The sequence below is a fragment of the Pseudomonas sp. FW305-3-2-15-E-TSA4 genome (genome assembly GCF_058787295.1).
The window spans coordinates 158,843-181,820 of record NZ_JBYSZP010000001.1; the positions used below are offsets into that span (position 1 = coordinate 158,843).

General features: G+C 60.7%; 21 protein-coding genes. 13 read left to right on the forward strand and 8 right to left on the reverse strand.

Features of this window, described 5'->3' with window-relative positions; translation table 11 throughout:
- Positions 1–43: 43 nt before the first annotated feature.
- Positions 44–700 (reverse strand): alpha/beta hydrolase, encoded by a 657-nt coding sequence (locus AC3WMV_RS00750; RefSeq protein ID WP_103369080.1) that lies wholly within the window; start codon positions 698–700, stop codon positions 44–46.
- Between the two features lie 468 nt (positions 701–1,168).
- Between AC3WMV_RS00750 and AC3WMV_RS00755 the strand changes: the two genes are divergently transcribed.
- The 9 genes from AC3WMV_RS00755 to AC3WMV_RS00795 all read left to right on the forward strand — a co-directional run bounded on the left by AC3WMV_RS00755 (position 1,169) and on the right by AC3WMV_RS00795 (position 9,441).
- Positions 1,169–2,200 carry an amino acid ABC transporter substrate-binding protein gene (locus tag AC3WMV_RS00755; RefSeq protein ID WP_007965188.1) on the forward strand — a complete coding sequence of 344 codons (1,032 nt, stop codon included), beginning with the start codon at positions 1,169–1,171 and terminating at the stop codon, positions 2,198–2,200.
- Between the two features lie 65 nt (positions 2,201–2,265).
- Entirely contained in the window at positions 2,266–3,447 is a 1,182-nt protein-coding gene (locus tag AC3WMV_RS00760; RefSeq protein WP_027610940.1) for an amino acid ABC transporter permease, read from the forward strand.
- Between the two features lie 10 nt (positions 3,448–3,457).
- On the forward strand, positions 3,458–4,555 hold the full coding sequence (locus tag AC3WMV_RS00765) for an amino acid ABC transporter permease (protein ID WP_007965184.1): 1,098 nt from the start codon (positions 3,458–3,460) through the stop codon (positions 4,553–4,555).
- A 13-nt stretch (positions 4,556–4,568) separates the two neighbouring features.
- Positions 4,569–5,333, forward strand: a complete 765-nt coding sequence (locus AC3WMV_RS00770) for an amino acid ABC transporter ATP-binding protein (RefSeq protein WP_003221897.1) — start codon at positions 4,569–4,571, stop codon at positions 5,331–5,333.
- Between the two features lie 136 nt (positions 5,334–5,469).
- Positions 5,470–6,129, forward strand: coding sequence for a FadR/GntR family transcriptional regulator (locus AC3WMV_RS00775; RefSeq protein WP_047601498.1), 660 nt, complete (start codon positions 5,470–5,472; stop codon positions 6,127–6,129).
- Positions 6,119–7,405 carry a CynX/NimT family MFS transporter gene (locus AC3WMV_RS00780; protein WP_103369079.1) on the forward strand — a complete coding sequence of 429 codons (1,287 nt, stop codon included), beginning with the start codon at positions 6,119–6,121 and terminating at the stop codon, positions 7,403–7,405. The genes AC3WMV_RS00775 and AC3WMV_RS00780 overlap by 11 nt, the downstream gene beginning before the upstream one ends.
- Positions 7,406–7,608: 203 nt before the next feature.
- The gene (locus AC3WMV_RS00785; RefSeq protein ID WP_027610944.1) at positions 7,609–8,079 is read left to right on the forward strand and encodes a nuclear transport factor 2 family protein; all 471 of its coding nucleotides are present in this window, start codon (positions 7,609–7,611) and stop codon (positions 8,077–8,079) included.
- Between the two features lie 39 nt (positions 8,080–8,118).
- Positions 8,119–8,421, forward strand: a complete 303-nt coding sequence (locus tag AC3WMV_RS00790) for a GIY-YIG nuclease family protein (protein ID WP_097086337.1) — start codon at positions 8,119–8,121, stop codon at positions 8,419–8,421.
- An 84-nt stretch (positions 8,422–8,505) separates the two neighbouring features.
- Positions 8,506–9,441: a glutathione S-transferase family protein gene (locus AC3WMV_RS00795; RefSeq protein WP_103369078.1), complete on the forward strand. Its 936-nt coding sequence runs from the start codon at positions 8,506–8,508 to the stop codon at positions 9,439–9,441.
- Between the two features lie 117 nt (positions 9,442–9,558).
- Here the strand turns inward: AC3WMV_RS00795 and AC3WMV_RS00800 are convergent, their stop codons facing one another.
- Together AC3WMV_RS00800 and yejK are read right to left on the reverse strand one after the other, a co-directional pair.
- The gene (locus AC3WMV_RS00800; RefSeq protein ID WP_103369077.1) at positions 9,559–9,909 is read right to left on the reverse strand and encodes a glutaredoxin family protein; all 351 of its coding nucleotides are present in this window, start codon (positions 9,907–9,909) and stop codon (positions 9,559–9,561) included.
- Entirely contained in the window at positions 9,909–10,913 is a 1,005-nt protein-coding gene (gene yejK, locus AC3WMV_RS00805; RefSeq protein ID WP_027610948.1) for a nucleoid-associated protein YejK, read from the reverse strand. The genes AC3WMV_RS00800 and yejK overlap by 1 nt, the downstream gene beginning before the upstream one ends.
- 395 nt (positions 10,914–11,308) lie before the next feature.
- Here yejK and AC3WMV_RS00810 point away from each other — a divergent pair, with 395 nt between their 5' ends.
- A complete protein-coding gene (locus AC3WMV_RS00810) occupies positions 11,309–11,590 on the forward strand; it encodes an HU family DNA-binding protein (protein WP_003221909.1) in 282 nt (93 codons plus the stop codon).
- A gap of 191 nt (positions 11,591–11,781) precedes the next feature.
- Here the strand turns inward: AC3WMV_RS00810 and rlmF are convergent, their stop codons facing one another.
- The 5 genes from rlmF to AC3WMV_RS00835 all read right to left on the reverse strand — a co-directional run bounded on the left by rlmF (position 11,782) and on the right by AC3WMV_RS00835 (position 18,520).
- Entirely contained in the window at positions 11,782–12,801 is a 1,020-nt protein-coding gene (gene rlmF / locus AC3WMV_RS00815; protein ID WP_096795189.1) for a 23S rRNA (adenine(1618)-N(6))-methyltransferase RlmF, read from the reverse strand.
- Positions 12,802–13,034: 233 nt separating this feature from the next.
- The gene (locus AC3WMV_RS00820) at positions 13,035–15,881 is read right to left on the reverse strand and encodes a valine--tRNA ligase (protein WP_103369076.1); all 2,847 of its coding nucleotides are present in this window, start codon (positions 15,879–15,881) and stop codon (positions 13,035–13,037) included.
- Between the two features lie 249 nt (positions 15,882–16,130).
- A complete protein-coding gene (locus tag AC3WMV_RS00825; RefSeq protein ID WP_103369730.1) occupies positions 16,131–16,532 on the reverse strand; it encodes a DNA polymerase III subunit chi in 402 nt (133 codons plus the stop codon).
- A gap of 8 nt (positions 16,533–16,540) precedes the next feature.
- Positions 16,541–16,969, reverse strand: a complete 429-nt coding sequence (locus AC3WMV_RS00830) for a DNA polymerase III subunit chi (RefSeq protein ID WP_103369731.1) — start codon at positions 16,967–16,969, stop codon at positions 16,541–16,543.
- 60 nt (positions 16,970–17,029) lie between these two features.
- A complete protein-coding gene (locus AC3WMV_RS00835; protein WP_027610952.1) occupies positions 17,030–18,520 on the reverse strand; it encodes a leucyl aminopeptidase in 1,491 nt (496 codons plus the stop codon).
- Positions 18,521–18,828: 308 nt separating this feature from the next.
- Here AC3WMV_RS00835 and lptF point away from each other — a divergent pair, with 308 nt between their 5' ends.
- From lptF to lepA, 3 genes are all read left to right on the forward strand, one after another.
- Entirely contained in the window at positions 18,829–19,950 is a 1,122-nt protein-coding gene (gene lptF, locus AC3WMV_RS00840; protein WP_103369732.1) for an LPS export ABC transporter permease LptF, read from the forward strand.
- A complete protein-coding gene (gene lptG / locus AC3WMV_RS00845) occupies positions 19,943–21,004 on the forward strand; it encodes an LPS export ABC transporter permease LptG (protein ID WP_103369733.1) in 1,062 nt (353 codons plus the stop codon). The genes lptF and lptG overlap by 8 nt, the downstream gene beginning before the upstream one ends.
- Before the next feature lie 172 nt (positions 21,005–21,176).
- Positions 21,177–22,973, forward strand: coding sequence for a translation elongation factor 4 (lepA, locus tag AC3WMV_RS00850; protein WP_003221926.1), 1,797 nt, complete (start codon positions 21,177–21,179; stop codon positions 22,971–22,973).
- Positions 22,974–22,978: the final 5 nt, after the last annotated feature.

Below are 22,978 nucleotides of genomic sequence, written 5' to 3' on the forward strand. Positions count from 1 at the left end.
GCGGCGTAGTGGGATGATCAAAGGGGCGATGCAGCTGAAACGATCAACGCAGGCGTTCAGCCAGCCAGACGCCGATGTCGCGAATTTCTTCGGGTAACACTTCGTGCTCCATTGGGTATTCCTGCCATGTCACGGTGACACCATGCTTCACCAAATGCTCATAGGCGCTGCGCCCCATCGAGTTCTGCACCACGCCGTCGAACTGGCCGTGCAGGCATAGCGCGGGAATACGCTGCTGACTGGCTGAAAGCTCCATCTCGTCAGTGAAGGTCGGGGCATAGGTGGAGAGGGCAAGTACGCCACCCAACGGGCCTTGCCACTTTATATAAGCGGTGTGCAGAACGACGGCGCCCCCTTGGGAAAACCCGGCGAGAAAAATCCGCGAAGCGTCTATTCCGCTGGCGCGCTCCTTTTCGATCAATTCAATGATGCGATCCGCCGACGCTTCCAACTGCTCACGGTCAATCGACCGCGCCGGGCTCATGGCCTTTATGTCGTACCAGCTCGGCATCTCGTAACCACCATTGATGGTGACGGGCTGGGTTGGCGCTTGCGGCAATACAAAGCGGGTAGTCAGCAGGCTTTCCTGCAGCGCTTCGGCGACCGGCAAGAAGTCATAGCGGTCCGCGCCGAGGCCGTGCAGCCAGATTACGCAGGCGTCTGCAGGCTTTACGGGTTGAAGAATCAGGGGCTCGGTCATGGCTGCTCCAAAAATGTGCGGGCGCTCTCAATAAGTGCGTGATTGAGGTGCGCGTCCGGTCGATCCGTTAAGAAGATGTCGCAAGGCTACAAGTTTTGCTATTGACCTGTCGCGCAATCGCTTCAGCAAGCGGTGTGGTACGGGCTTTGCTATGGAGGATTCTGTACGAAGCGTCCTACGCCTTGCGGTAACACTATCAGTGTACGTCTTGCGACGGGATTGCAAAGAATCCGGTGATGGATGTTCGCCAATGGCCGCTACGGGCAAAGCGAACGTGAAAGGGCTACAGCCCGTTCGGCCGATTGGTGAGAAGTGAGTTGTCCATGATGTGGATTTTCTCCTACTAGACTCATAGCGAAGGTCTTACGTCGGTTGACCCCAAAAAAAGCCAACACGGGTCAACAACGCCTCAAAAGGGTGCGACTGGACTCAAGCTCCGACACAACAAGAGCAAAACTGGAGGTTTGAATGAAGATGTTGAAATCCACTCTGGCGGTCGTGACTGCAGCAGCAGTACTCGGCGTCAGCGGGTTCGCTCAGGCGGGTGCAACCCTGGATGCCGTGCAGAAGAAAGGTTTCGTGCAGTGTGGCGTGAGCGACGGTCTGCCGGGTTTCTCGGTGCCGGACGCTTCGGGCAAGATCCTCGGGATCGACGCTGACGTCTGCCGCGCTGTGGCCGCTGCCGTATTCGGCGACGCCAACAAGGTCAAGTTCAGCCAGTTGAACGCCAAGGAGCGCTTCACCGCGCTGCAGTCCGGCGAAATCGACCTGCTCTCGCGCAACACCACCATGACCAGCTCGCGTGACGCCGGCATGGGCCTGAAATTCCCGGGCTTCATCACTTACTACGACGGCGTGGGCTTCCTGGCCAACAACAAGCTGGGCGTGAAAAGTGCCAAGGAACTGGACGGTGCAACCATCTGCATCCAGGCCGGTACCACCACCGAACTGAACGTGTCCGACTACTTCCGCGCCAACGGCCTGAAGTACACCCCGATCACTTTCGATACCTCCGATGAAAGCGCCAAGTCGCTGGAATCCGGTCGTTGCGACGTGCTGACCTCCGACAAGTCGCAGCTGTACGCACAGCGCAGCAAACTGGCTTCGCCAAAAGACTACGTGGTGCTGCCGGAAACCATCTCCAAAGAACCACTGGGCCCGGTCGTGCGTAACGGTGACGACGAGTGGCTGGCGATCGTTCGCTGGGTTGGCTACGCGCTGCTGAACACTGAAGAAGCCGGCGTGACGTCGAAAAACGTGTTGGAAGAAGCCAAATCCACCAAGAACCCGGACGTCGCTCGTCTGCTGGGTGCTGACGGTGAATACGGCAAGGACCTGAAACTGCCGAAGGACTGGGTTGTGAAAATCGTTTCGCAGGTCGGTAACTACGGTGAAATCTTCGAGAAAAACCTCGGCAAGAGCACTCCGCTGGAAATCGACCGTGGCCTGAACGCGCTGTGGACCAACGGCGGCATTCAGTACGCACCACCAGTGCGCTAATGGTTCTATCACCCGGCGGGCCAACCGCCGGGTGATGTTCTGTTCCATTTCTTCCGGGGCACTTCATGCAAAATTCAATCGGCGCACCAAAGCAGAGGCTCAGCCTCAGCGATCCGCGAGTGCGTGCGTGGCTGTTTCAGATCATCACCGTCGTGGCGGTGGTCGCCATGGGCTGGTATCTGTTCGATAACACCCAGACCAACCTGCAGCACCGGGGCATCACTTCCGGTTTCAGCTTTCTGGAGCGCAGTGCCGGGTTCGGCATCGCTCAGCACCTGATCTCCTACACCGAAGCGGACAGTTACGCTCGGGTGTTCGTGATCGGCCTGCTCAACACCCTGTTGGTGACCTTCATCGGCGTGATCCTGGCGACCCTGCTGGGCTTCATCATCGGTGTGGCGCGGCTGTCGCCGAACTGGATCATCAGCAAACTGGCGACCGTGTACGTGGAAGTGTTCCGCAACATTCCGCCGCTGCTGCAGATCCTGTTCTGGTACTTCGCGGTATTCCTGACCATGCCGGGACCGCGCAACAGCCACAACTTCGGCGACACTTTCTTCGTCAGCAGCCGGGGCCTGAACATGCCGGCCGCGCAAATGGCTGACGGCTTCTGGGCGTTCTTCATCAGCGTGGTGCTGGCCATCGTCGCCATCGTGCTGATGTGCCGCTGGGCCAACAAGCGTTTCGAAGACACCGGCGTACCGTTTCACAAGTTCTGGACCGGTCTGGCGATCCTGCTGGTGATCCCGACCTTGTGCGCGCTGATCTTCGGTGCCCCCCTGCACTGGGAAATGCCGCAACTCAAGGGTTTCAACTTCGTCGGCGGCTGGGTGTTGATCCCGGAACTGCTGGCGCTGACCCTCGCCCTGACCGTGTACACCGCAGCGTTTATCGCCGAGATCGTCCGTTCCGGGATCAAGTCGGTCAGCCATGGCCAGACCGAAGCGGCGCGTTCGCTCGGCCTGCGCAACGGCCCGACCCTGCGCAAGGTGATCATTCCGCAAGCCCTGCGGGTGATCATTCCGCCGCTGACCAGCCAATACCTGAACCTGGCGAAGAACTCGTCGCTGGCCGCCGGTATCGGTTATCCGGAAATGGTTTCGCTGTTCGCCGGCACCGTGCTCAACCAGACCGGTCAGGCCATCGAAGTCATTGCCATCACCATGAGCGTGTACCTGGCGATCAGTATCAGCATTTCCCTGCTGATGAACTGGTACAACAAGCGCATTGCGCTGATCGAGCGGTGAGGAAACGCGCATGACAACCCATACTTTCAAACCCGACATGCCACCGCCGGCCAAGGTCTTCGGCCCGATGGCATGGATACGCGCGAACATGTTTTCCAGCTGGCTCAACACCCTGCTGACCCTGTTTGCGTTTTACCTGATCTACCTGGTGGTACCACCGATCCTCAGCTGGGCGATTCTCGATGCCAACTGGGTCGGCACCACCCGCGCCGATTGCACCAAGGACGGCGCCTGCTGGGTGTTCATTCAGCAGCGTTTCGGCCAGTTCATGTACGGCTACTACCCGACCGGCCTGCGCTGGCGCGTCGACCTGACCGTGTGGCTGGCGGTGATCGGTGTGGCGCCGCTGTTCATCTCGCGCTTCCCGCGTAAAGCGGTGTACGGTCTGAGCTTCCTGGTGATCTACCCGATTGTCGCCTGGTGCCTGCTGCACGGTGGCGTGTTCGGCCTCGACGCCGTGGCGACCAGCCAGTGGGGCGGTCTGATGCTGACCCTGGTCATCGCCACCGTGGGTATCGCCGGCGCCTTGCCGCTGGGGATCATTCTGGCGCTGGGCCGGCGCTCGAACATGCCGGCGATTCGTGTGGTCTGCGTGACCTTCATCGAGTTCTGGCGCGGCGTGCCGTTGATCACGGTGCTGTTCATGTCCTCGGTGATGCTGCCGCTGTTCCTGCCCGAAGGCATGAACTTCGACAAGCTGCTGCGGGCGCTGATCGGGGTGATCCTGTTCCAGTCGGCCTACGTTGCCGAAGTGGTGCGCGGCGGTCTGCAAGCGATCCCCAAAGGTCAGTACGAAGCGGCAGCGGCGATGGGCCTCGGTTATTGGCGCGCCATGGGCCTGGTGATTCTGCCGCAAGCCTTGAAGCTGGTGATTCCGGGCATCGTCAACACGTTTATTGCGCTGTTCAAGGACACCAGCCTGGTGATCATCATCGGCCTGTTCGACCTGCTCAACAGCGTCAAGCAAGCCGCTGCCGACCCGAAATGGCTGGGCATGGCCACCGAAGGCTACGTGTTCGCCGCCCTGGTGTTCTGGATTTTCTGTTTTGGTATGTCGCGCTATTCCATGCATCTGGAACGCAAGCTCGACACTGGCCACAAGCGTTAGGAGTTCTCTGTAAATGAGCGAAGCAATCAAAAAGCCTGTCGGCCCTGAAGGCATTATCCAGATGCAGGGCGTGAACAAGTGGTACGGCCAGTTCCACGTGCTGAAAGACATCAACCTCAACGTCAAACAGGGCGAGCGCATCGTCCTGTGCGGCCCGTCGGGTTCCGGCAAATCGACCACCATCCGCTGCCTCAACCGTCTGGAAGAGCACCAGCAGGGCCGCATCGTCGTCGATGGCGTGGAGCTGACCAACGACCTCAAGCAGATCGAAGCGATCCGCCGCGAAGTCGGCATGGTGTTCCAGCACTTCAACCTGTTCCCGCACCTGACCATCCTGCAGAACTGCACGCTGGCGCCGATGTGGGTGCGCAAGATGCCCAAGCGCAAGGCCGAAGAAATCGCCATGCATTATCTGGAGCGCGTACGCATTCCGGAGCAGGCGCATAAATTCCCGGGGCAACTGTCCGGCGGTCAGCAACAGCGTGTGGCGATCGCTCGTGCGCTGTGCATGAAACCGAAAATCATGCTGTTCGACGAACCGACTTCAGCGCTCGACCCGGAGATGGTGAAGGAAGTACTCGACACCATGATCGGCCTCGCCGAAGACGGCATGACCATGCTTTGCGTGACTCACGAAATGGGTTTTGCCCGCACCGTGGCCAACCGCGTGATCTTCATGGACAAGGGCGAAATCGTCGAACAGGCGGCGCCGAACGACTTCTTCGACAACCCGCAGAATGACCGCACCAAGCTGTTCCTGAGCCAGATCCTGCATTGATCGAAATCAGCCAGTGAAATAAACCCGGACCTGTTCCGGGTTTTTTTTTGCCCGCGATTTGCCCCTTGTGCCGATTCGGCTGCCTGACTACCATGTCAGGAAATTCATCCTATGATTGGATGAAAGGGCGAATTCAATGACAGACATCTCACCTTTGATCAAACGATCCCTGGTCGATCAGGCTCTGGATCAGTTGCGTCAGCGCATCAGCGATGGCGTGTGGCAGGTCGGCGAACGGCTGCCGACCGAGCCTGAGTTGTGCGCCGAACTGGGCATCAGCCGCAACACGGTGCGCGAAGCCATGCGCGTGCTGGCGTTTTCCGGGTTGATCGAAATCCGGCAGGGCGACGGCAGTTATCTGCGCGCAGTGGTCGATCCGATGGACACGCTCAAGGCGTTGTCCCGTTGCTCGCTGGAGCAGGCGCGCGAGACCCGGCACATCCTCGAAGTTGAGGCGATTGGCCTGGCCGCGCTGCGCCGCACCGATGAAGACCTGCTCGCACTGCGCGAAGCGCTCGGCACCAGCGGCAGCCACTACCACGGCGATCTCGACACTTACATTGCCTGCGATCTGGTGTTCCACCGCCGTCTGGTGGACGCCGCGCACAACCCCACCCTCAGCGAGTTGTATCGCTATTTCTCCAGCATCGTCGGCGCGCAATTGCGCCAGACGCTGAACATCGTCCCGCGCCGTCAGGAAGTGTTCGACCTGCACATCGAGTTGCTCGATGCCGTCGAACAACGCGACCCGGAACGGGCCAAAGCCATATCGAGGCAGTTGATCAATGAACCTTGAAAGCGAGAAAAACTTTTCAACCCCCAAGCGCACGGCGGATCTCGAAGAGCTGCTGATCGACGCCGAGGCTGACGACGAACAAGTGCAGCAAAGCCATCCGCTGGTGCGCCGGCCGTGGCTGTTGCTGCTGGGGCTGATTCTGGTGGCGCTGAACCTGCGCCCGGCGCTGTCGAGCATGGCGCCGCTGCTCAGCGAAGTGTCGAAAAGCCTTGGTCTGTCTGCGGCTCAGGCCGGTTTGCTGACCACGTTGCCGGTGCTGTGCCTGGGCCTGTTCGCACCGCTGGCGCCGATACTGGCGCGGCGTTTCGGCGCTGAACGGGTGGTGCTGGGGATTCTGCTGACCTTGGCCGCCGGCATCATTGTGCGCAGCAACTTCGGTGAGATCGGGCTGTTTGCAGGTAGCGTGCTTGGCGGTGCGAGCATCGGCATTATCGGCGTGCTGCTGCCGGGCATCGTCAAACGCGACTTCGCCAGACACGCAGGAACCATGACCGGCGTGTACACCATGGCCCTGTGCCTGGGCGCGGCAATGGCCGCGGGTTCCACCGTGCCGTTGAGCGAACACTTCGACCACAGCTGGGCACTGGGCCTGGGCTTCTGGGTAATCCCGGCGCTGGTGGCGGCGTTGTTCTGGCTGCCGCAGGTTGGGCAGAAACACGGCGCGCACAACGTCGCCTATCGGGTGAAAGGTCTGCTGCGCGATCCGCTGGCGTGGCAAGTGACCTTGTACATGGGCCTGCAATCGTCGCTGGCGTACATCGTGTTCGGCTGGTTGCCGTCGATCCTGATCGGTCGTGGCCTGACTCCGACCCAGGCCGGCCTGGTGCTGTCCGGTTCGGTGATCATCCAGCTCGCCAGTTCGCTGGCTGCGCCGTGGCTGGCGACCCGGGGCAAGGATCAGCGCTTGGCGATCGTGGTGGTGATGGCGCTGACCCTCGGTGGTCTGTTCGGTTGCCTGTATGCGCCGATTGAAGGCCTGTGGGGCTGGGCGATTCTGTTGGGTTTGGGGCAGGGCGGTACGTTCAGCCTGGCGTTGACCTTGATCGTGTTGCGCTCGCGGGATTCGCATGTGGCGGCGAACCTGTCGAGCATGTCCCAGGGCTTCGGCTACACCCTGGCGTCGATGGGGCCGTTCGCGGTTGGCGTGGTGCATGACTGGACCGGCGGCTGGAATGCCGTGGGCTGGATCTTCGGCATCATTGGCACCGGTGCGATCATTGCTGGCCTTGGTGCCGGGCGGGCGCTGTACGTGCAAGTGCAAAGCGAAAAGATCTGACACGGTTCAACTTGTAGGAGTGAGCCTGCTCGCGATAACGGTGTGTCGGTCAACATTGCGCTGACTGATACACCGCTATCGCGAGCAGGCTCACTCCTACAGTGGTTCTGTGTGTTGCTGATATTCGGTGCACGAATGCCGATAGTGTTTCTGCGATTTGCAGCTTATCGTGCTGGCAATCTGTCCATTTCCGGAGTTTGCCCATGAGCGAAGCCCACGCCGCCCTGATCACCCGCTTCTACCAGGCCTTCCAGCGCCTCGACGCCGAGGCCATGGCCGCCTGCTATACCGACGATGTGGTGTTCAGCGATCCGGCCTTCGGTGAACTGCGCGGGCGCGATGCCGGCGACATGTGGCGCATGCTCACCACCCGCGCCAAGGACTTCTCCCTGACCTTCGACAATGTCCGCGCCGACGAGCGCAGCGGCGGCGCGCACTGGGTGGCGACTTACCTGTTCAGCCAGACCGGCAACGTGGTGATCAACGATATCCAGGCGCGCTTCGTCTTTCGCGACGGCAAGATCTGCGAACACCACGATCACTTCGACCTGTGGCGCTGGTCGCGGCAGGCGTTGGGCTTCAAAGGCCTGCTGCTCGGCTGGACTCCGCTGGTGCGCAACGCGGTCCGGGCGCAGGCGCTGAAAGGTCTGAAGGCATTTCAGGCTACTCGCTGATAAGATCGCGGCCTGTTTCCTACACATCCAGATCCCGAAGTGACCAGCCTCAGCGAAAAACCGGTTGAAGTCGTCGAGCCAGCGAGCAAGGCCTGGTTCGTCTACCTCGTGCGCGCGGCCAACGGTTCGCTGTACTGCGGGATCAGCGACGACCCGGTGCGCCGCTTCGCCAAGCATCAAAGCGGCAAGGGCGCACGCTTCTTCCTGTCCAGCCCGGCGATGGCGCTGGTCTACACCGAGCGTTGCCGCGACAAGAGCGACGCGCTGCGCCAGGAACGGCTGATCAAAAAGCTGCGCAAGAGCGCCAAGGAATGCCTGGTCGCGTCTTATCAATCTGACTGATCGGTTCCCATCAGGCAGATCTGTAGGCTGCTAATCAAATGCGCGCTAAGCTGCCGACTCACTTTCTGTGCGGCGGAGCCGAGCATGTCCGAGTTGATTCTGCATCATTACCCGACCTCTCCATTTGCTGAAAAGGCTCGTCTGCTGTTGGGCTTCAAAGGCTTGTCGTGGCGTTCGGTGCACATTTCGCCGGTGATGCCCAAGCCGGATCTGACTGCGCTCACTGGCGGCTACCGCAAGACCCCGGTGTTGCAGATCGGCGCCGACATCTATTGCGATACATCGTTGATTGCCCGTCGTCTGGAGCAGGAAAAAGCCCTGCCGGCGTTTTTCCCGGAAGGCCAGGAAATGACCAGCGCCAGCTTCGCCGCTTGGGCCGATTCGGTGGTGTTCCAGCATGCGGTCAGCCTGGTGTTCCAGCCAGAATCGGTGGCGGTGCGCTTCGGCAAGTTGCCGCCGGAAGCGATCAAGGCCTTTATCGCTGACCGTGCCGGGCTGTTCAGTGGCGGCAGCGCCACGCGGCTGTCGGCCGAACAGGCCAAGCACCAATGGCCAACGCTCATGGAGCGGCTTGAGCAGCAGTTGCAGCGCGAGCAGGGCGACTTCCTGTTCGGTGAGCCGTCGATTGCCGACTTCGCCCTGGCGCATCCACTGTGGTTCCTCAAGGCGACGCACGTCACTGCGCCGTTGGTCGATGAATATCCGGCCGTGACTGCCTGGCTGGGCCGTGTGCTGGGCTTTGGTCATGGTGCCGCGAGCGAAATGACTGCCGAGGAGGCGCTGGAAGTGGCGCGCAGTTCGACGCCGGCGGCGCTGCCGGATGAGCAGTTTGTCGATCCGAACGGTTTCAAGGCCGGGCAGCAAGTGGCGATTGCCGCAACAGACTACGGGGTGGATCCGGTGGTGGGTGAGTTGCTGTTTGCTGGCCGCGAAGAGCTGATCCTGCGCCGTGAAGACCCGCGTGGCGGCGTGGTGCATGGGCACTTCCCGCGCTTTGGTTTCCGCATCGAAGCTCGCTGATCTCGCAAGTCAGATACAAAACCTGTGGGAGCGGGCTTGCTCGCGAATGCGGTGAATCAGTCGCGATCATTATTGACTGGCACACCGCTTTCGCGAGCAAGCCCGCTCCCACAGTTGTTATTTCAGGGCGGCGAGGATCTCATCCGGGTCGAACCCGCGAATCAACGTGCCATTCACGTCGATCAGCGGAATCCCGCGCCCACCCAGCGCCTCATACGCCTTGCGCGCCTCGGCGTTCTTCTCGATATCAAATTCCCTGAAAGGAATCCCCTTGCTGTCGAGAAAGCGCCTGGTCTGCTTGCAGTAGCCGCACCAGTCGGTGGCATACAGCACGACATGGGCGTTGGCGCGAACCTGTTCAGAGACCATCTGCGACGGGTTGAACACCCGCTCGATCTTGCCCCAGTTCTGATAGATCACCACCACCAGCAGAACCAGCGCAACCTTCTTCAGCACATTGCCGAGCATCAGTTGCGGCGCTTGAGCTGATCGGTGAGCGAGGTTGGCAGGCCCTTGATGATCAGGGTGCCAGCCTCTTCGTCGTACTCGATCTTCGAACCCAGCAGGTGCGCTTCAAAGCTGATCGACAGGCCTTCGGCGCGGCCGGTGAAGCGGCGGAACTGGTTAAGGGTGCGTTTGTCCGCCGGAATCTCCGGCGACAGGCCATAGTCCTTGTTGCGGATGTGATCGTAGAAGGCTTTCGGCCGTTCTTCGTCGATCAGCTCCGACAGCTCTTCCAGGCCCATCGGCTCGCCGAGCTTGGCCTGACTGCTGGCGTAATCGACCAGGGTCTTGGTTTTTTCGCGGGCGGAGTCTTCCGGCAGGTCTTCGCTCTCGACGAAGTCGCTGAAGGCCTTGAGCAGCGTGCGTGTCTCGCCCGGGCCATCGACACCTTCCTGGCAGCCGATGAAGTCGCGGAAGTATTCCGAAACCTTCTTGCCGTTCTTGCCCTTGATGAACGAGATGTACTGCTTGGACTGCTTGTTGTTCTGCCACTCGGAGACGTTGATCCGCGCCGCCAGGTGCAGCTGGCCGAGGTCGAGGTGACGCGACGGCGTCACGTCCAGCTCATCGGTCACCGCCACGCCTTCGCTGTGGTGCAGCAGGGCAATCGCCAGGTAGTCGGTCATGCCTTGCTGATAGTGGGCGAACAGCACGTGGCCGCCGACCGACAGGTTCGACTCTTCCATCAACTTCTGCAGATGCTCGACCGCGACTTTGCTGAACGCGGCGAAGTCCTTGCCGCCTTCCATGTATTCCTTCAGCCAGCCGCTGAACGGGAACGCACCGGATTCCGGGTGGAACAGGCCCCAGGCTTTGCCCTGTTTGGCGTTGTAGCTCTCGTTGAGGTCGGCGAGCATGTTCTCGATGGCCGCGGACTCAGCCAGTTCAGAGTCACGGGCGTGCAGAACTGCGGGCGTGCCGTCGGGTTTTTTGTCGATCAGGTGGACGATGCAATGACGGATCGGCATGGGCTTCTCGGCTGGTGGAAGGGAGGAGGGCAGGCTCCCCCGAAAAAGCGCCCAGTGTACCGCAACCACTGGTTTTGGCGCGGGGTGAAGGGCAAATCCAGGGCGGGTGGGTGCCCTTATGCAGTTTTTTACCGATTTAGAGCAATAAACCTGACCAAATGGGTAGCTAGAGGCGGATATTTCCCCGTCTCTGTGCTAGTTTTGCCCGGTCTTACGCGAAGTCACTGCGTTAAGCGTGCAATCAGCATTTGTCAGGTCGAACCAAACCCTGATTTCGGCATCTATAACCCGACTCGTCGTGGTTATCGCCGAGGGTGCCAGATCCAGAAGATCGGGCTCGATGGCTGACACTGCACTCTGCAATCCATATGAATTTGATAGGGAAGGAACACTACATGGCTCTTACTAAAGACCAACTGATCGCCGACATCGCTGAAGCTATCGACGCGCCGAAAACCACCGCGCGTAACGCTCTGGACCAACTGGGCCAAATCGTTGCCGATCAGCTGGAAAACGGCGGCGAAATCACCTTGCCAGGTATCGGCAAGCTGAAAGTGACCGAGCGTCCTGCCCGCACTGGCCGTAACCCTTCGACTGGCGCTGCCATCGAAATCCCTGCCAAGAAAGTGATCAAGCTGGTTGTGGCCAAAGGCCTTACCGACGCTGTGAACAAGTAAGACGCAGCGATAAAAAAACCGTGCACCGGAGCGATCCGGGCACGGTTTTTTTGTGCCTGCGATTTGGCGGCGCCACGCAATCCAATGTGGGAGCGAGCCTGCTCGCGAAAGCGCTGTGTCAGTCAATAATGAAGTTAACTGACACGCCGCCTTCGCGAGCAGGCTCGCTCCCACAGGTGATCAGCAGTGTCTCAGCGCGTCCAGCGCTCGCGCCGCCAGATCTGCTGCTCGGATTTGGTCTGGAAGGTCCACGCCACGAAGCGGCTCTGTTTCTGCCCTTGCGACATCTCCACCACCTGGCTTTCCAGCACGCCGGCCTTTTTCAGGGCGGTTTCGATGGCGGGCAGGTTCGAGGCTTTCGACACCAGCGTGCTGAACCACAGCACCTTGTGCTGGAAGTTCGCGCTCTCGGCGATCAGTTGGGTCACGAAACGCGCTTCACCGCCCTCACACCACAGTTCGGCGGACTGACCACCGAAGTTCAGTACTGGCAGCTTGCGTTTCGGATCGGCCTTGCCCAGTGCGCGCCATTTGCGCTCGCTGCCCTTGGTCGCTTCCTCCATCGAAGCGTGGAACGGCGGGTTGCACATGGTCAGGTCAAAGCGCTCGCCCGGCTCCAGCAGACCAATCAGGATGTGCTTGCGGTTTTCCTGCTGGCGCAGCTTGATGACCTTGTTCAGGTCGTTCGACTGGACGATGGCTCGGGCGGCGGCCACGGCCGTCGGGTCGATTTCCGAACCGAGGAAGTGCCAGCGGTATTCGCTGTTACCAATCAGCGGATAAACGCAGTTGGCGCCCATGCCGATGTCCAGCACGTTGACGATCGCACCGCGCGGAACCTTGCCGTCGTTCATGCTGGCCAGCAGGTCGGCGAGGAAATGCACGTAATCGGCACGGCCCGGGACCGGTGGGCACAGATAGTCCGCCGGGATGTCCCAATGCTCGATGCCATAGAACGCCTTGAGCAGCGCCCGGTTGAACACGCGCACCGCGTCGGGGCTGGCGAAGTCGATGCTTTCCTTGCCGTACGGGTTGGTGATCACGAATTTCGCCAGTTCCGGCGTGGTCTTGATCAGTGCCGGGAAATCGTAGCGACCCTGGTGGCGATTGCGCGGGTGCAGGCTGGCCTTTTCACGCGGCTCGACGGCTTTGGCCGGGGTCGCGGCATCAGGCTTCTTGCGCGCAGGTTTGGGTGTGCGGGGGGCGTTCATGGGTGTGATCGATTCGGGTATGGCTGAAAGTGGCGGGTATTGTCCCACATCTAAAGGCAACACCGTTCAAACTGTGGGAGCGGGCTTGCTCGTGAAGGCGGTTACACATCCGGCAGATTTGTCGACTGACACACCGCATTCGCGAGCAAGCCCGCTCCCACAGGGTATTTGTAGCGATTCTTGAATAAAAAAGGGAGGCCGTTGCGGGCCTCCCTTGTTCATTGCGGCTTGCCTTACAGGCTGGAAATCCGCGCGTGCTGCTCGGCCAGCTTGCCCAGGGCCTGTTCAGCCTCGGCCAGTTTGGCGCGTTCCTTCTCGATGACTTCGGCCGGGGCCTTGTCCACGAAACCGGCGTTCGACAGCTTGCCGCCAACCCGCTGGACTTCGCCCTGCAGACGCAGGATCTCCTTGTCCAGACGTGCCAGCTCGGCGCCCTTGTCGATCAGGCCGGCCATCGGCACCAGCACTTCCATCTCGCCCACCAGTGCGGTGGCGGACAGCGGCGCTTCTTCGCCAGCAGCGAGTACCGTGATCGACTCGAGACGCGCCAGCTTCTTCAGCAGCGCTTCGTTTTCGGTCAGGCGACGCTGATCTTCAGCGCTGACGTTCTTCAGGTAGATCGGCAGCGGTTTGCCCGGGCCGATGTTCATTTCGCCACGGATGTTACGTGTGCCGAGCATCAGACCCTTGAGCCATTCGATGTCGTCTTCGGCGGCCGGATCGATGCGCGCCTCGTTGGCCACCGGCCAGGGTTGCAGCATGATCGTCTTGCCCTGAATACCGGCCAGCGGCGCGATGCGCTGCCAGATTTCTTCAGTGATGAACGGCATGAACGGGTGCGCCAGACGCAGCGCCACTTCCAGTACGCGCACCAGGGTGCGACGGGTGCCGCGCTGACGCTCGACCGGAGCGTTTTCGTCCCACAGCACTGGCTTGGACAGTTCCAGGTACCAGTCGCAGTACTGGTTCCAGATGAACTCGTACAGCGCTTGCGCGGCGAGGTCGAAACGGAACTGATCCAGTTGACGGGTCACTTCGGCTTCGGTGCGCTGCAGTTGCGAGATGATCCAGCGATCCGCCAGCGACAGCTCGTAGGCTTCGCCGTTCTGGCCGCAGTCTTCGCCCTTGTCCAGAACGTAACGCGCGGCGTTCCAGATCTTGTTGCAGAAGTTGCGATAGCCTTCGACGCGGCCCATGTCGAACTTGATGTCGCGACCGGTGGACGCCAGCGAGCAGAAGGTGAAGCGCAGGGCGTCGGTGCCGTAGCTGGCGATGCCGTCGGCGAACTCGTCGCGGGTCTGCTTCTCGATCTTCTTCGCCAGTTTCGGCTGCATCATGCCGGAGGTGCGTTTCTGCACCAGGGCTTCCAGCTCGATACCGTCGATGATGTCCAGCGGGTCCAGGACGTTGCCCTTGGACTTGGACATCTTCTGGCCCTGGCCATCACGCACCAGACCGTGCACGTAAACGGTCTTGAACGGTACTTGCGGGGTGCCGTCCTCGTTCTTGATCAGGTGCATCGTCAGCATGATCATCCGGGCAACCCAGAAGAAAATGATGTCGAAACCGGTGACCAGCACGTCGGTGGAGTGGAATTTTTTCAGGAACTCGGTCTTTTCCGGCCAGCCGAGGGTGGAGAACGTCCACAGGCCCGAGCTGAACCAGGTGTCGAGCACGTCGTTGTCCTGTTGCAGCGCAACGTCCGGGCCGAGGTTGTGCTTGGCACGCACTTCGGCTTCGTCGCGACCGACGTAGACCTTGCCCGACTCGTCGTACCAGGCCGGAATCCGGTGGCCCCACCACAGTTGACGGCTGATGCACCAGTCCTGGATGTCGCGCATCCACGAGAAGTACATGTTTTCGTATTGCTTCGGCACGAACTGGATGCGGCCGTCTTCAACGGCAGCAATCGCAGGCTCGGCCAGAGGCTTGGTCGACACGTACCACTGGTCAGTCAGCCACGGCTCGATCACGGTACCGGAACGGTCGCCTTTCGGCACTTTCAGGTTGTGATCGTCGACGCTGACCAGCAGGCCGGCGGCGTCGAACGCAGCGACGATCTGCTTGCGCGCTTCGAAACGCTCGAGACCGGCGTACTCGGCCGGGATCTTGCCGTCGATGCTGTCGTTCAGCGTGCCGTCGAGGTTGAACACCTGGGCTGCGGGCAGCACGTTGGCGTTCTTGTCGAAGATGTTCAGCAGCGGCAGGTTGTGGCGCTTGCCGACTTCGTAGTCGTTGAAGTCGTGGGCCGGGGTGATTTTCACGCAACCGGTGCCGAATTCAGGATCGCAGTAATCGTCGGCGATGATCGGGATGCGGCGGCCAACCAGTGGCAGCTCGACAAATTTGCCGATCAGGGCTTTGTAGCGCTCATCGTTCGGGTTAACCGCGACGGCAGAGTCGCCGAGCATGGTTTCCGGACGGGTAGTCGCGACGATCAGGAAATCGTTGCCTTCAGCGGTTTTCGCGCCGTCAGCCAGCGGGTACTTGAGGTTCCACAGGAAACCTTTCTCGTCGTGGTTTTCCACTTCGAGGTCGGAAATCGCCGTGTGCAACTTGGTGTCCCAGTTGACCAGACGCTTGCCGCGGTAGATCAGGCCGTCTTCGTGCAGGCGTACGAAGGCTTCTTTAACCGCTTCCGAGAGACCGTCGTCCATGGTGAAGCGCTCGCGGCTCCAGTCCACGGACGAGCCGAGGCGGCGGATCTGACGGCTGATGTTGCCGCCGGACTGATCCTTCCACTCCCAGACTTTCTCGAGGAATTTCTCGCGACCCAGGTCATGACGGTTCTGGCCGGTGGCTTCCAGTTGACGCTCCACCAGCATCTGCGTGGCGATACCGGCGTGGTCGGTGCCCGGCTGCCACAGGGTGTTGCGACCCTGCATGCGGCGGAAACGGATCAGGGCGTCCATGATCGCGTTGTTGAAACCGTGACCCATGTGCAGGCTGCCGGTGACGTTTGGCGGCGGGATCATGATGGTGTAGGAATCGCCCGCGCCTTGCGGTGCGAAATAGTTCTCGGACTCCCAGGTGTTGTACCAGGAAGTTTCAATGGCGTGCGGCTGGTAGGTCTTATCCATGCGCGGCGGGACCCTATTGGCATTTATTCAGGAAAAGCCGGGAAGTATAGCGGGGCATGGGGCCGAGGGCGAGCGGGGGGAGGCTGGGCGGACACGAATGTTGGGGGGAGCCTTGTGGTGAGGGGATTTATCCCCGATGGGCCGCGCAGCAGCCCTAATATTTCAATCACGCTGCGTATTTGCAGGGTTCACGACTGCTGCGCAGCCGATCGGGGATAAATCCCCTCGCCACAAGGAGATCCATCCGGGTTATTCGTACTGGCTGAGGAGCCGTTCCATCCGCGCCTCGAGGCGGCGTTTGATTTCGGTTTCGATGTGCGGCGCGAAGTCGTCGATCACGTCCTGCATGATCAATTGCGCGGCGGCGCGCAGTTCGCTGTCCAGGTGCAGCAAGGCGTCCGGGCCTTTATCCACAGGTGCTGCCGGTTTGGCAGCAGGCGCCGGGGCCGGAGCCGGAGCTTGGTGCGGTTCGATGGCGGACGGCGTGGCGTCGACGGCCTCGAACAACATTGGAATCTGTTCCTGTTCACCATCCTCGACCGTGTCGGTCAGCAGTGGCGGTTGCAGGTTGTCATCGCCGAGCAATTGGCGGATCGATTCAAGATCGTCCAGCAGGTGTGCAGGCTTTTGCAGCGGTTTTGGAGTGTCCATCGGCGTACTCAGAGTCGCTGTAAACGGTGGTCTTGCAGAGGATAGCCCTGTTCGCGGTAGAAACGGAAACTCTCCCGTGCCGCCGCGCGGATCGTCGGATCTTCCACCACCACTTCCGCCACGCGGGCGAATTTACTGGCGAAGGCTGGGACTTTCAGGTCGAGGTTGACCAGCAGATCCTGATGCTCGCCGCAGTCAGCGCCCGTTCCCAGCACGATCAAACCGTCCGGTTCGCTCTCGGCAGGGCCGTGCGGCACGAAGGTTTCGCCCTTGAACACCCACAGACGCGCATCAAGATCATCACGCTGAGCAGCATCGCTGCAATGCAGGTAGATGCGATGGCCCATGCGCCAGGCTTTCTCGGTGAGCTTGCAGGCAAAGTCCAGACGAGCCGAAGGATCGGCGCTGGGCAGGATGTAGAAGTCGACTTTGGTCATTGCGGTTCCTGAGCCTTGAACGGCGTCACCGTAGAGTGACGCCGCCCAGGTTCATCGGTTTCAGGCTTTGGCGCGGTCCAGCAGGTATTGGGTCAGCAGCGGAACCGGACGGCCAGTGGCGCCCTTGTCCTTGCCGCCGCTGGTCCATGCGGTGCCCGCGATGTCCAGGTGCGCCCAGTTGAGGTTCTTGGTGAAGCGCGACAGGAAGCACGCGGCGGTGATGGTGCCGGCCTTCGGCCCGCCAATGTTGGCGATGTCGGCGAACGGGCTGTCCAGTTGCTCCTGGTATTCGTCGAACAGCGGCAGTTGCCAGGCGCGGTCGTCAGCGGCTTTGCCGGCGCTGAGCAGTTGTTCGATCAGTTCGTCGTTATTGCCCAGCAGGCCGGAAGTGTGGGCGCCGAGTGCGACCACGCAGGCACCGGTCAGGGTGGCGATGTCGATCACTGCTTGCGGCTTGAAGCGCTCGGAGTAGGTCAGGGCGTCGCACAGCACCAGACGGCCTTCGGCGTCGGTGTTGAGGATTTCCACGGTCTGGCCGCTCATGGTGGTGACGATGTCGCCCGGACGCGAAGCATTGCCGCTCGGCATGTTTTCGGCGCAGGCGAGGATGCACACCAGGTTGATCGGCAGCTTCAGTTCGAGCACCGCACGCAGGGTACCGAACACGGAGGCCGCGCCACCCATGTCGTACTTCATTTCGTCCATGCCGGCGCCCGGCTTGAGGCTGATGCCGCCGGTGTCGAAGGTGATGCCTTTGCCGACCAGCGCGTAAGGCTTCTCGGACTTCTTGCCACCGTTGTATTGCATGACGATCAGGCGCGGCGGCTGGGCGCTGCCCTGGCCGACGGCGTAGAACGAGCCCATGCCCAGGGATTTGATCTTCTTCTCGTCGAGGACTTCGACTTTCAGATCCTTGAACTCTTTGCCGAGGTTCTTCGCTTGCTCGCCGAGGAAGGTCGGGTGGCAGATGTTTGGCGGCAGGTTGCCCAGATTACGGGTGAAGGCCATGCCGTTGGCGATCGCGGTGGCATGGTTCACGGCGCGCTGCACTTCAGCCTGAGCAGCCTTGATGGTCAGCAGGGTGATTTTTTTCAGGGCGCGCGGTTCGGCTTTCTGGCTTTTGAACTGGTCGAAGGTGTATTCGCCGTCCACCAGGGTTTCCGCCAGCAGACGGGTCTTGCCGTAGCTGTCGCGGTTCTTGACGATGATTTCATCCAGCGCCAGCACGGCATCGCTGCCACCCAGACCTTTCAGGGTGTTGAGGATGCCAGCCACGATTTTACGGAACGGACGGTCGCCCAGTTCTTCATCCTTGCCCACGCCGACCAGCAGCACGCGCTCGGCTTTCAGGTTCGGCAGGCTATGCAGCAGCAGGCTCTGACCGACCTTGCCGGCCAGATCGCCACGCTTGAGCACGGCGCTGATCGCGCCACCGCTCAGCTCGTCGACCTGTCTGGCGGCGACGCCGAGTTTGCGGCCTTCGCCGACGGCAACCACCAGGGTGGCGGTTTTCAACGTTTCTGGGCTAACGCTTTTTACAACCAGTTCCATGTCCGGATCCCTGAATGAATGGTCAACACACAGGCGTTCGACGGTGTCCGCAGTCGCCTGCTTATAGATAGAAGAGGCGCAGGTCTGTGCCTGCGACGAAGGCGGCAGTTTGAACCTCGCTCACCGCGCCTGACAACCCTCGGTTGTGCGATCTTCAACGGAATCTACGCTTGGGTGAGTGTGCGCAGTGACAGGCGCCCTCAATCACAGGATAATGCCGCATCTTTTTTCGACGGCTCTGCCTTGCGGGTCGCTCGAAACGTTTGCTTGTTTGGCCGCCTTAGCCTGACAACCCTGGAGTGTCTGGTTTGATCGTCTTCCGTTATCTGTCCCGTGAAGTGATGTTGACCCTGAGCGCCGTCAGCGCCGTGCTGCTGGTCATCATCATGAGCGGTCGCTTCATCAAATACCTTGCCCAGGCCGCTGCGGGCCAACTCGATCCGGGATCGCTGTTCCTGATCATGGGTTACCGTCTGCCGGGTTTCATGCAACTGATCCTGCCGTTGGGTCTGTTTCTCGGGATCCTGCTGGCTTACGGCCGGTTGTACCTCGAAAGCGAAATGACCGTGCTCTCGGCCACCGGCATGAGTCAGCAGCGTCTGCTGCGCATGACCCTGTTCCCGGCGACGCTGGTGGCACTGGTGGTGGCGTGGCTGAGTCTGAGTCTGGCCCCGCAGGGCGCCAACCAGTTCCAGCTGCTGCTGAACAAGCAGGACGCCCTGACCGAATTCGATACCCTCGAACCTGGCCGTTTCCAGGCGTTGCGTGACGGCACTCGGGTGACCTACACCGAAAGCCTGACCGACGATCGCGTCAACCTCGGTGGCGTGTTCATCTCGCAGAAAAACCTCGGCTCCGATCAGAAGGACCGCGGGATTTCCGTGCTGGTGGCCGAAAAAGGCCGCCAGGAAGTTCACTCGGACGGCAACCGCTATCTGATCCTGCACAACGGCTATCGCTATGACGGCAGCCCGGGTCAGGCCGATTACCGCGCGATCAAATACGACACCTACGGCGTATTGCTGCCAAAACCGGATGCCAGTGACGAAGTCACCGACCGTGACGCGATCCCGACTTCGACCCTGCTGGGCGCCGACGACGAGCGTTCCAGGGCCGAACTGCAATGGCGGATTTCCCTGCCGTTGCTGGTGTTCATCGTGACCCTGATGGCGGTGCCGCTGTCGCGGGTCAATCCGCGTCAGGGCCGTTTCCTGAAGCTGCTGCCGGCGATTCTTCTTTATATGGCTTACCTGACCATCCTGATTGCCGCCCGCGGCGCCCTCGAAAAAGGCAAGATTCCAGCGGCGCTGGGACTGTGGTGGGTGCACGGGATCTTCCTGGTCATCGGTCTCGGCCTGCTGTACTGGGAGCCGTTGCGCCTGAAGCTGGCCAGCCGTCGCAGCGCTGCGCTGGAGGTGGCCCGTGGTTAAACTCGACCGCTACATCGGCAGCAGCGTATTCGTGGCGATCATCGCCGTGCTGGCGATCATTCTGGGTCTGGCGACCCTGTTTGCCTTCATCGACGAGATGAGCGACGTCAGCGATACCTACACACTGGCTGACGTGCTGAGCTTCGTCATGCTCACCGCGCCGCGTCGCCTGTATGAAATGTTGCCGATGGCCGCGCTGATCGGCTGTCTGATCGGCCTCGGCAGTCTGGCCAGCAGCAGCGAACTGACGGTCATGCGTGCCGCGGGTGTGTCCATCGGGCGCATCGTCTGGGCCGTCATGAAGCCAATGCTGGTGCTGATGCTGGCTGGCGTGCTGATCGGCGAGTACGTGGCACCGGCCACCGAAAGCATGGCTCAGGCCAATCGCTCGCTGGCGCAAGGCAGCGGCGACGCGCAGAGCGCCAAGCACGGCATGTGGCACCGTCAGGGTGAGGAATTCATCCATATCAACGCCGTGCAACCCGACGGCCTGTTGTATGGCGTGACCCGCTATCACTTCGACAAAGAGCGCCACCTGCTCAGCTCCAGCTTCGCCAAGCGTGCGGAGTTCGACGGCAAGCGCTGGCTGCTGAGCGACGTGACCACCACGGTGTTCCACGAGCGCAGCACCGAAGTGGTGAACGCGCCGAGCGAGGAGTGGGACGTATCGCTGAGCCCGCAATTGCTCAACACGGTGGTGATGGCGCCTGAGTCGCTGTCGATTTCCGGTCTGTGGGGCTATATCCACTATCTGGCGGATCAAGGCCTGAGCAATGGCCGCTATTGGCTGGCATTTTGGGTCAAGGTGTTGCAGCCGCTGGTCACCGCCGCGCTGGTGCTGATGGCGATCTCCTTCATCTTCGGCCCGTTGCGCTCGGTCACCCTCGGTCAGCGAGTGTTCACCGGTGTGCTGGTGGGCTTCACCTTCCGCATCGTCCAGGATCTGCTCGGCCCGTCGAGCCTGGTGTTCGGCTTCTCGCCGCTGTTCGCGGTGCTGGTGCCGGCCACGGTCTGTGCGCTGGCGGGTGTGTGGTTGCTGCGACGGGCCGGTTGATGGCCGCGTTGTTGCCAACGCTTTAACCGCGAAAACGCCTCGGTCGACAGATCGGGGCGTTTTCGTATGCAATCGGGGTGACAGGCGAACGTGACGCTTGCGCCGTGTATCAGGTACAATTCCCGGCTATTTTTCGGCGGGCCAAGCCTGCAGCCTTTTTGAGTGTTGATCCGTGAGTGATTTGAGTCATATCCGCAATTTCTCCATCATCGCCCACATTGACCATGGCAAGTCGACGCTGGCTGACCGTTTCATCCAGATGTGCGGTGGCCTGGCCGAGCGTGAAATGGAAGCCCAGGTACTGGATTCCATGGATCTGGAGCGCGAACGCGGGATCACCATCAAGGCCCACAGCGTTACCCTCTATTACAAAGCCAAAGATGGCGTCACCTACCAGCTGAACTTCATTGACACCCCGGGTCACGTCGACTTCACCTACGAAGTCAGCCGTTCCCTGGCCGCGTGTGAAGGTGCGTTGCTGGTGGTCGATGCCGGTCAGGGTGTTGAAGCCCAGTCCGTGGCCAACTGCTACACCGCCATCGAGCAGGGCCTCGAGGTCATGCCGGTGCTGAACAAGATCGACCTGCCACAGGCCGAGCCGGACCGCGTCAAGGACGAGATCGAGAAGATCATCGGCATCGACGCCACCGACGCGGTCACCTGCAGCGCCAAGACCGGCCTGGGTGTCGACGAAGTGCTCGAGCGTCTGGTCGCGACCATTCCTGCGCCGACCGGCAACATCGAAGATCCGCTGCAAGCGCTGATCATCGACTCCTGGTTCGACAACTACCTGGGCGTTGTCTCCCTGGTGCGCGTGCGTCATGGCCGCGTGAAGAAGGGCGACAAGATCCTGGTGAAATCCACCGGCAAGATCCACCTGGTCGACAGCGTTGGTGTATTCAATCCGAAGCACACTGCTACCGCTGACCTCAAGGCTGGCGAAGTGGGCTTCATCATCGCCAGCATCAAGGACATTCACGGTGCACCGGTCGGTGACACCCTGACCCTGAGCTCGACCCCGGATGTGCCGGTTCTGCCCGGCTTCAAACGCATTCAGCCACAGGTTTACGCCGGTCTGTTCCCGGTCAGCTCCGACGACTTCGAGGACTTCCGCGAAGCGCTGCAGAAACTGACCCTGAACGACTCGTCGCTGCAGTACACCCCGGAAAGCTCCGACGCACTGGGCTTCGGCTTCCGTTGCGGGTTCCTCGGCATGCTGCACATGGAGATCATCCAGGAGCGCCTCGAGCGCGAATACGACCTGGACCTGATCACCACCGCGCCAACGGTAATTTTCGAGCTGGTACTGAAAACCGGTGAAACGATTTACGTCGACAACCCATCCAAGCTTCCGGATGTGTCGGCCATCGAAGACATGCGCGAGCCAATCGTGCGTGCCAACATTCTGGTTCCGCAGGAGCACCTGGGCAACGTCATCACCCTGTGCATCGAGAAACGCGGCGTACAGGTCGACATGCTGTTCCTCGGCAATCAGGTCCAGGTGACCTACGACCTGCCGATGAACGAAGTGGTCCTGGACTTCTTCGACCGTCTCAAATCCACCAGCCGTGGCTATGCTTCGCTGGATTACCATTTCGATCGTTACCAATCGGCTAATCTGGTGAAACTGGACGTGCTGATCAACGGTGACAAGGTCGACGCCCTGGCGTTGATCGTGCACCGTGACAATTCGCACTTCAAAGGTCGCCAGTTGACCGAGAAGATGAAAGAACTGATTCCTCGTCAGATGTTCGACGTGGCGATCCAGGCGGCCATTGGCGGTCAGATCGTTGCCCGGACAACCGTCAAGGCACTCAGAAAGAACGTATTGGCCAAATGCTACGGCGGTGACGTAAGCCGTAAGAAAAAGCTGCTTGAAAAGCAAAAGGCCGGTAAGAAACGCATGAAGCAGGTCGGCAACGTGGAAATTCCACAAGAAGCCTTCCTTGCCGTGCTCAGGTTGGAATAGTCAGG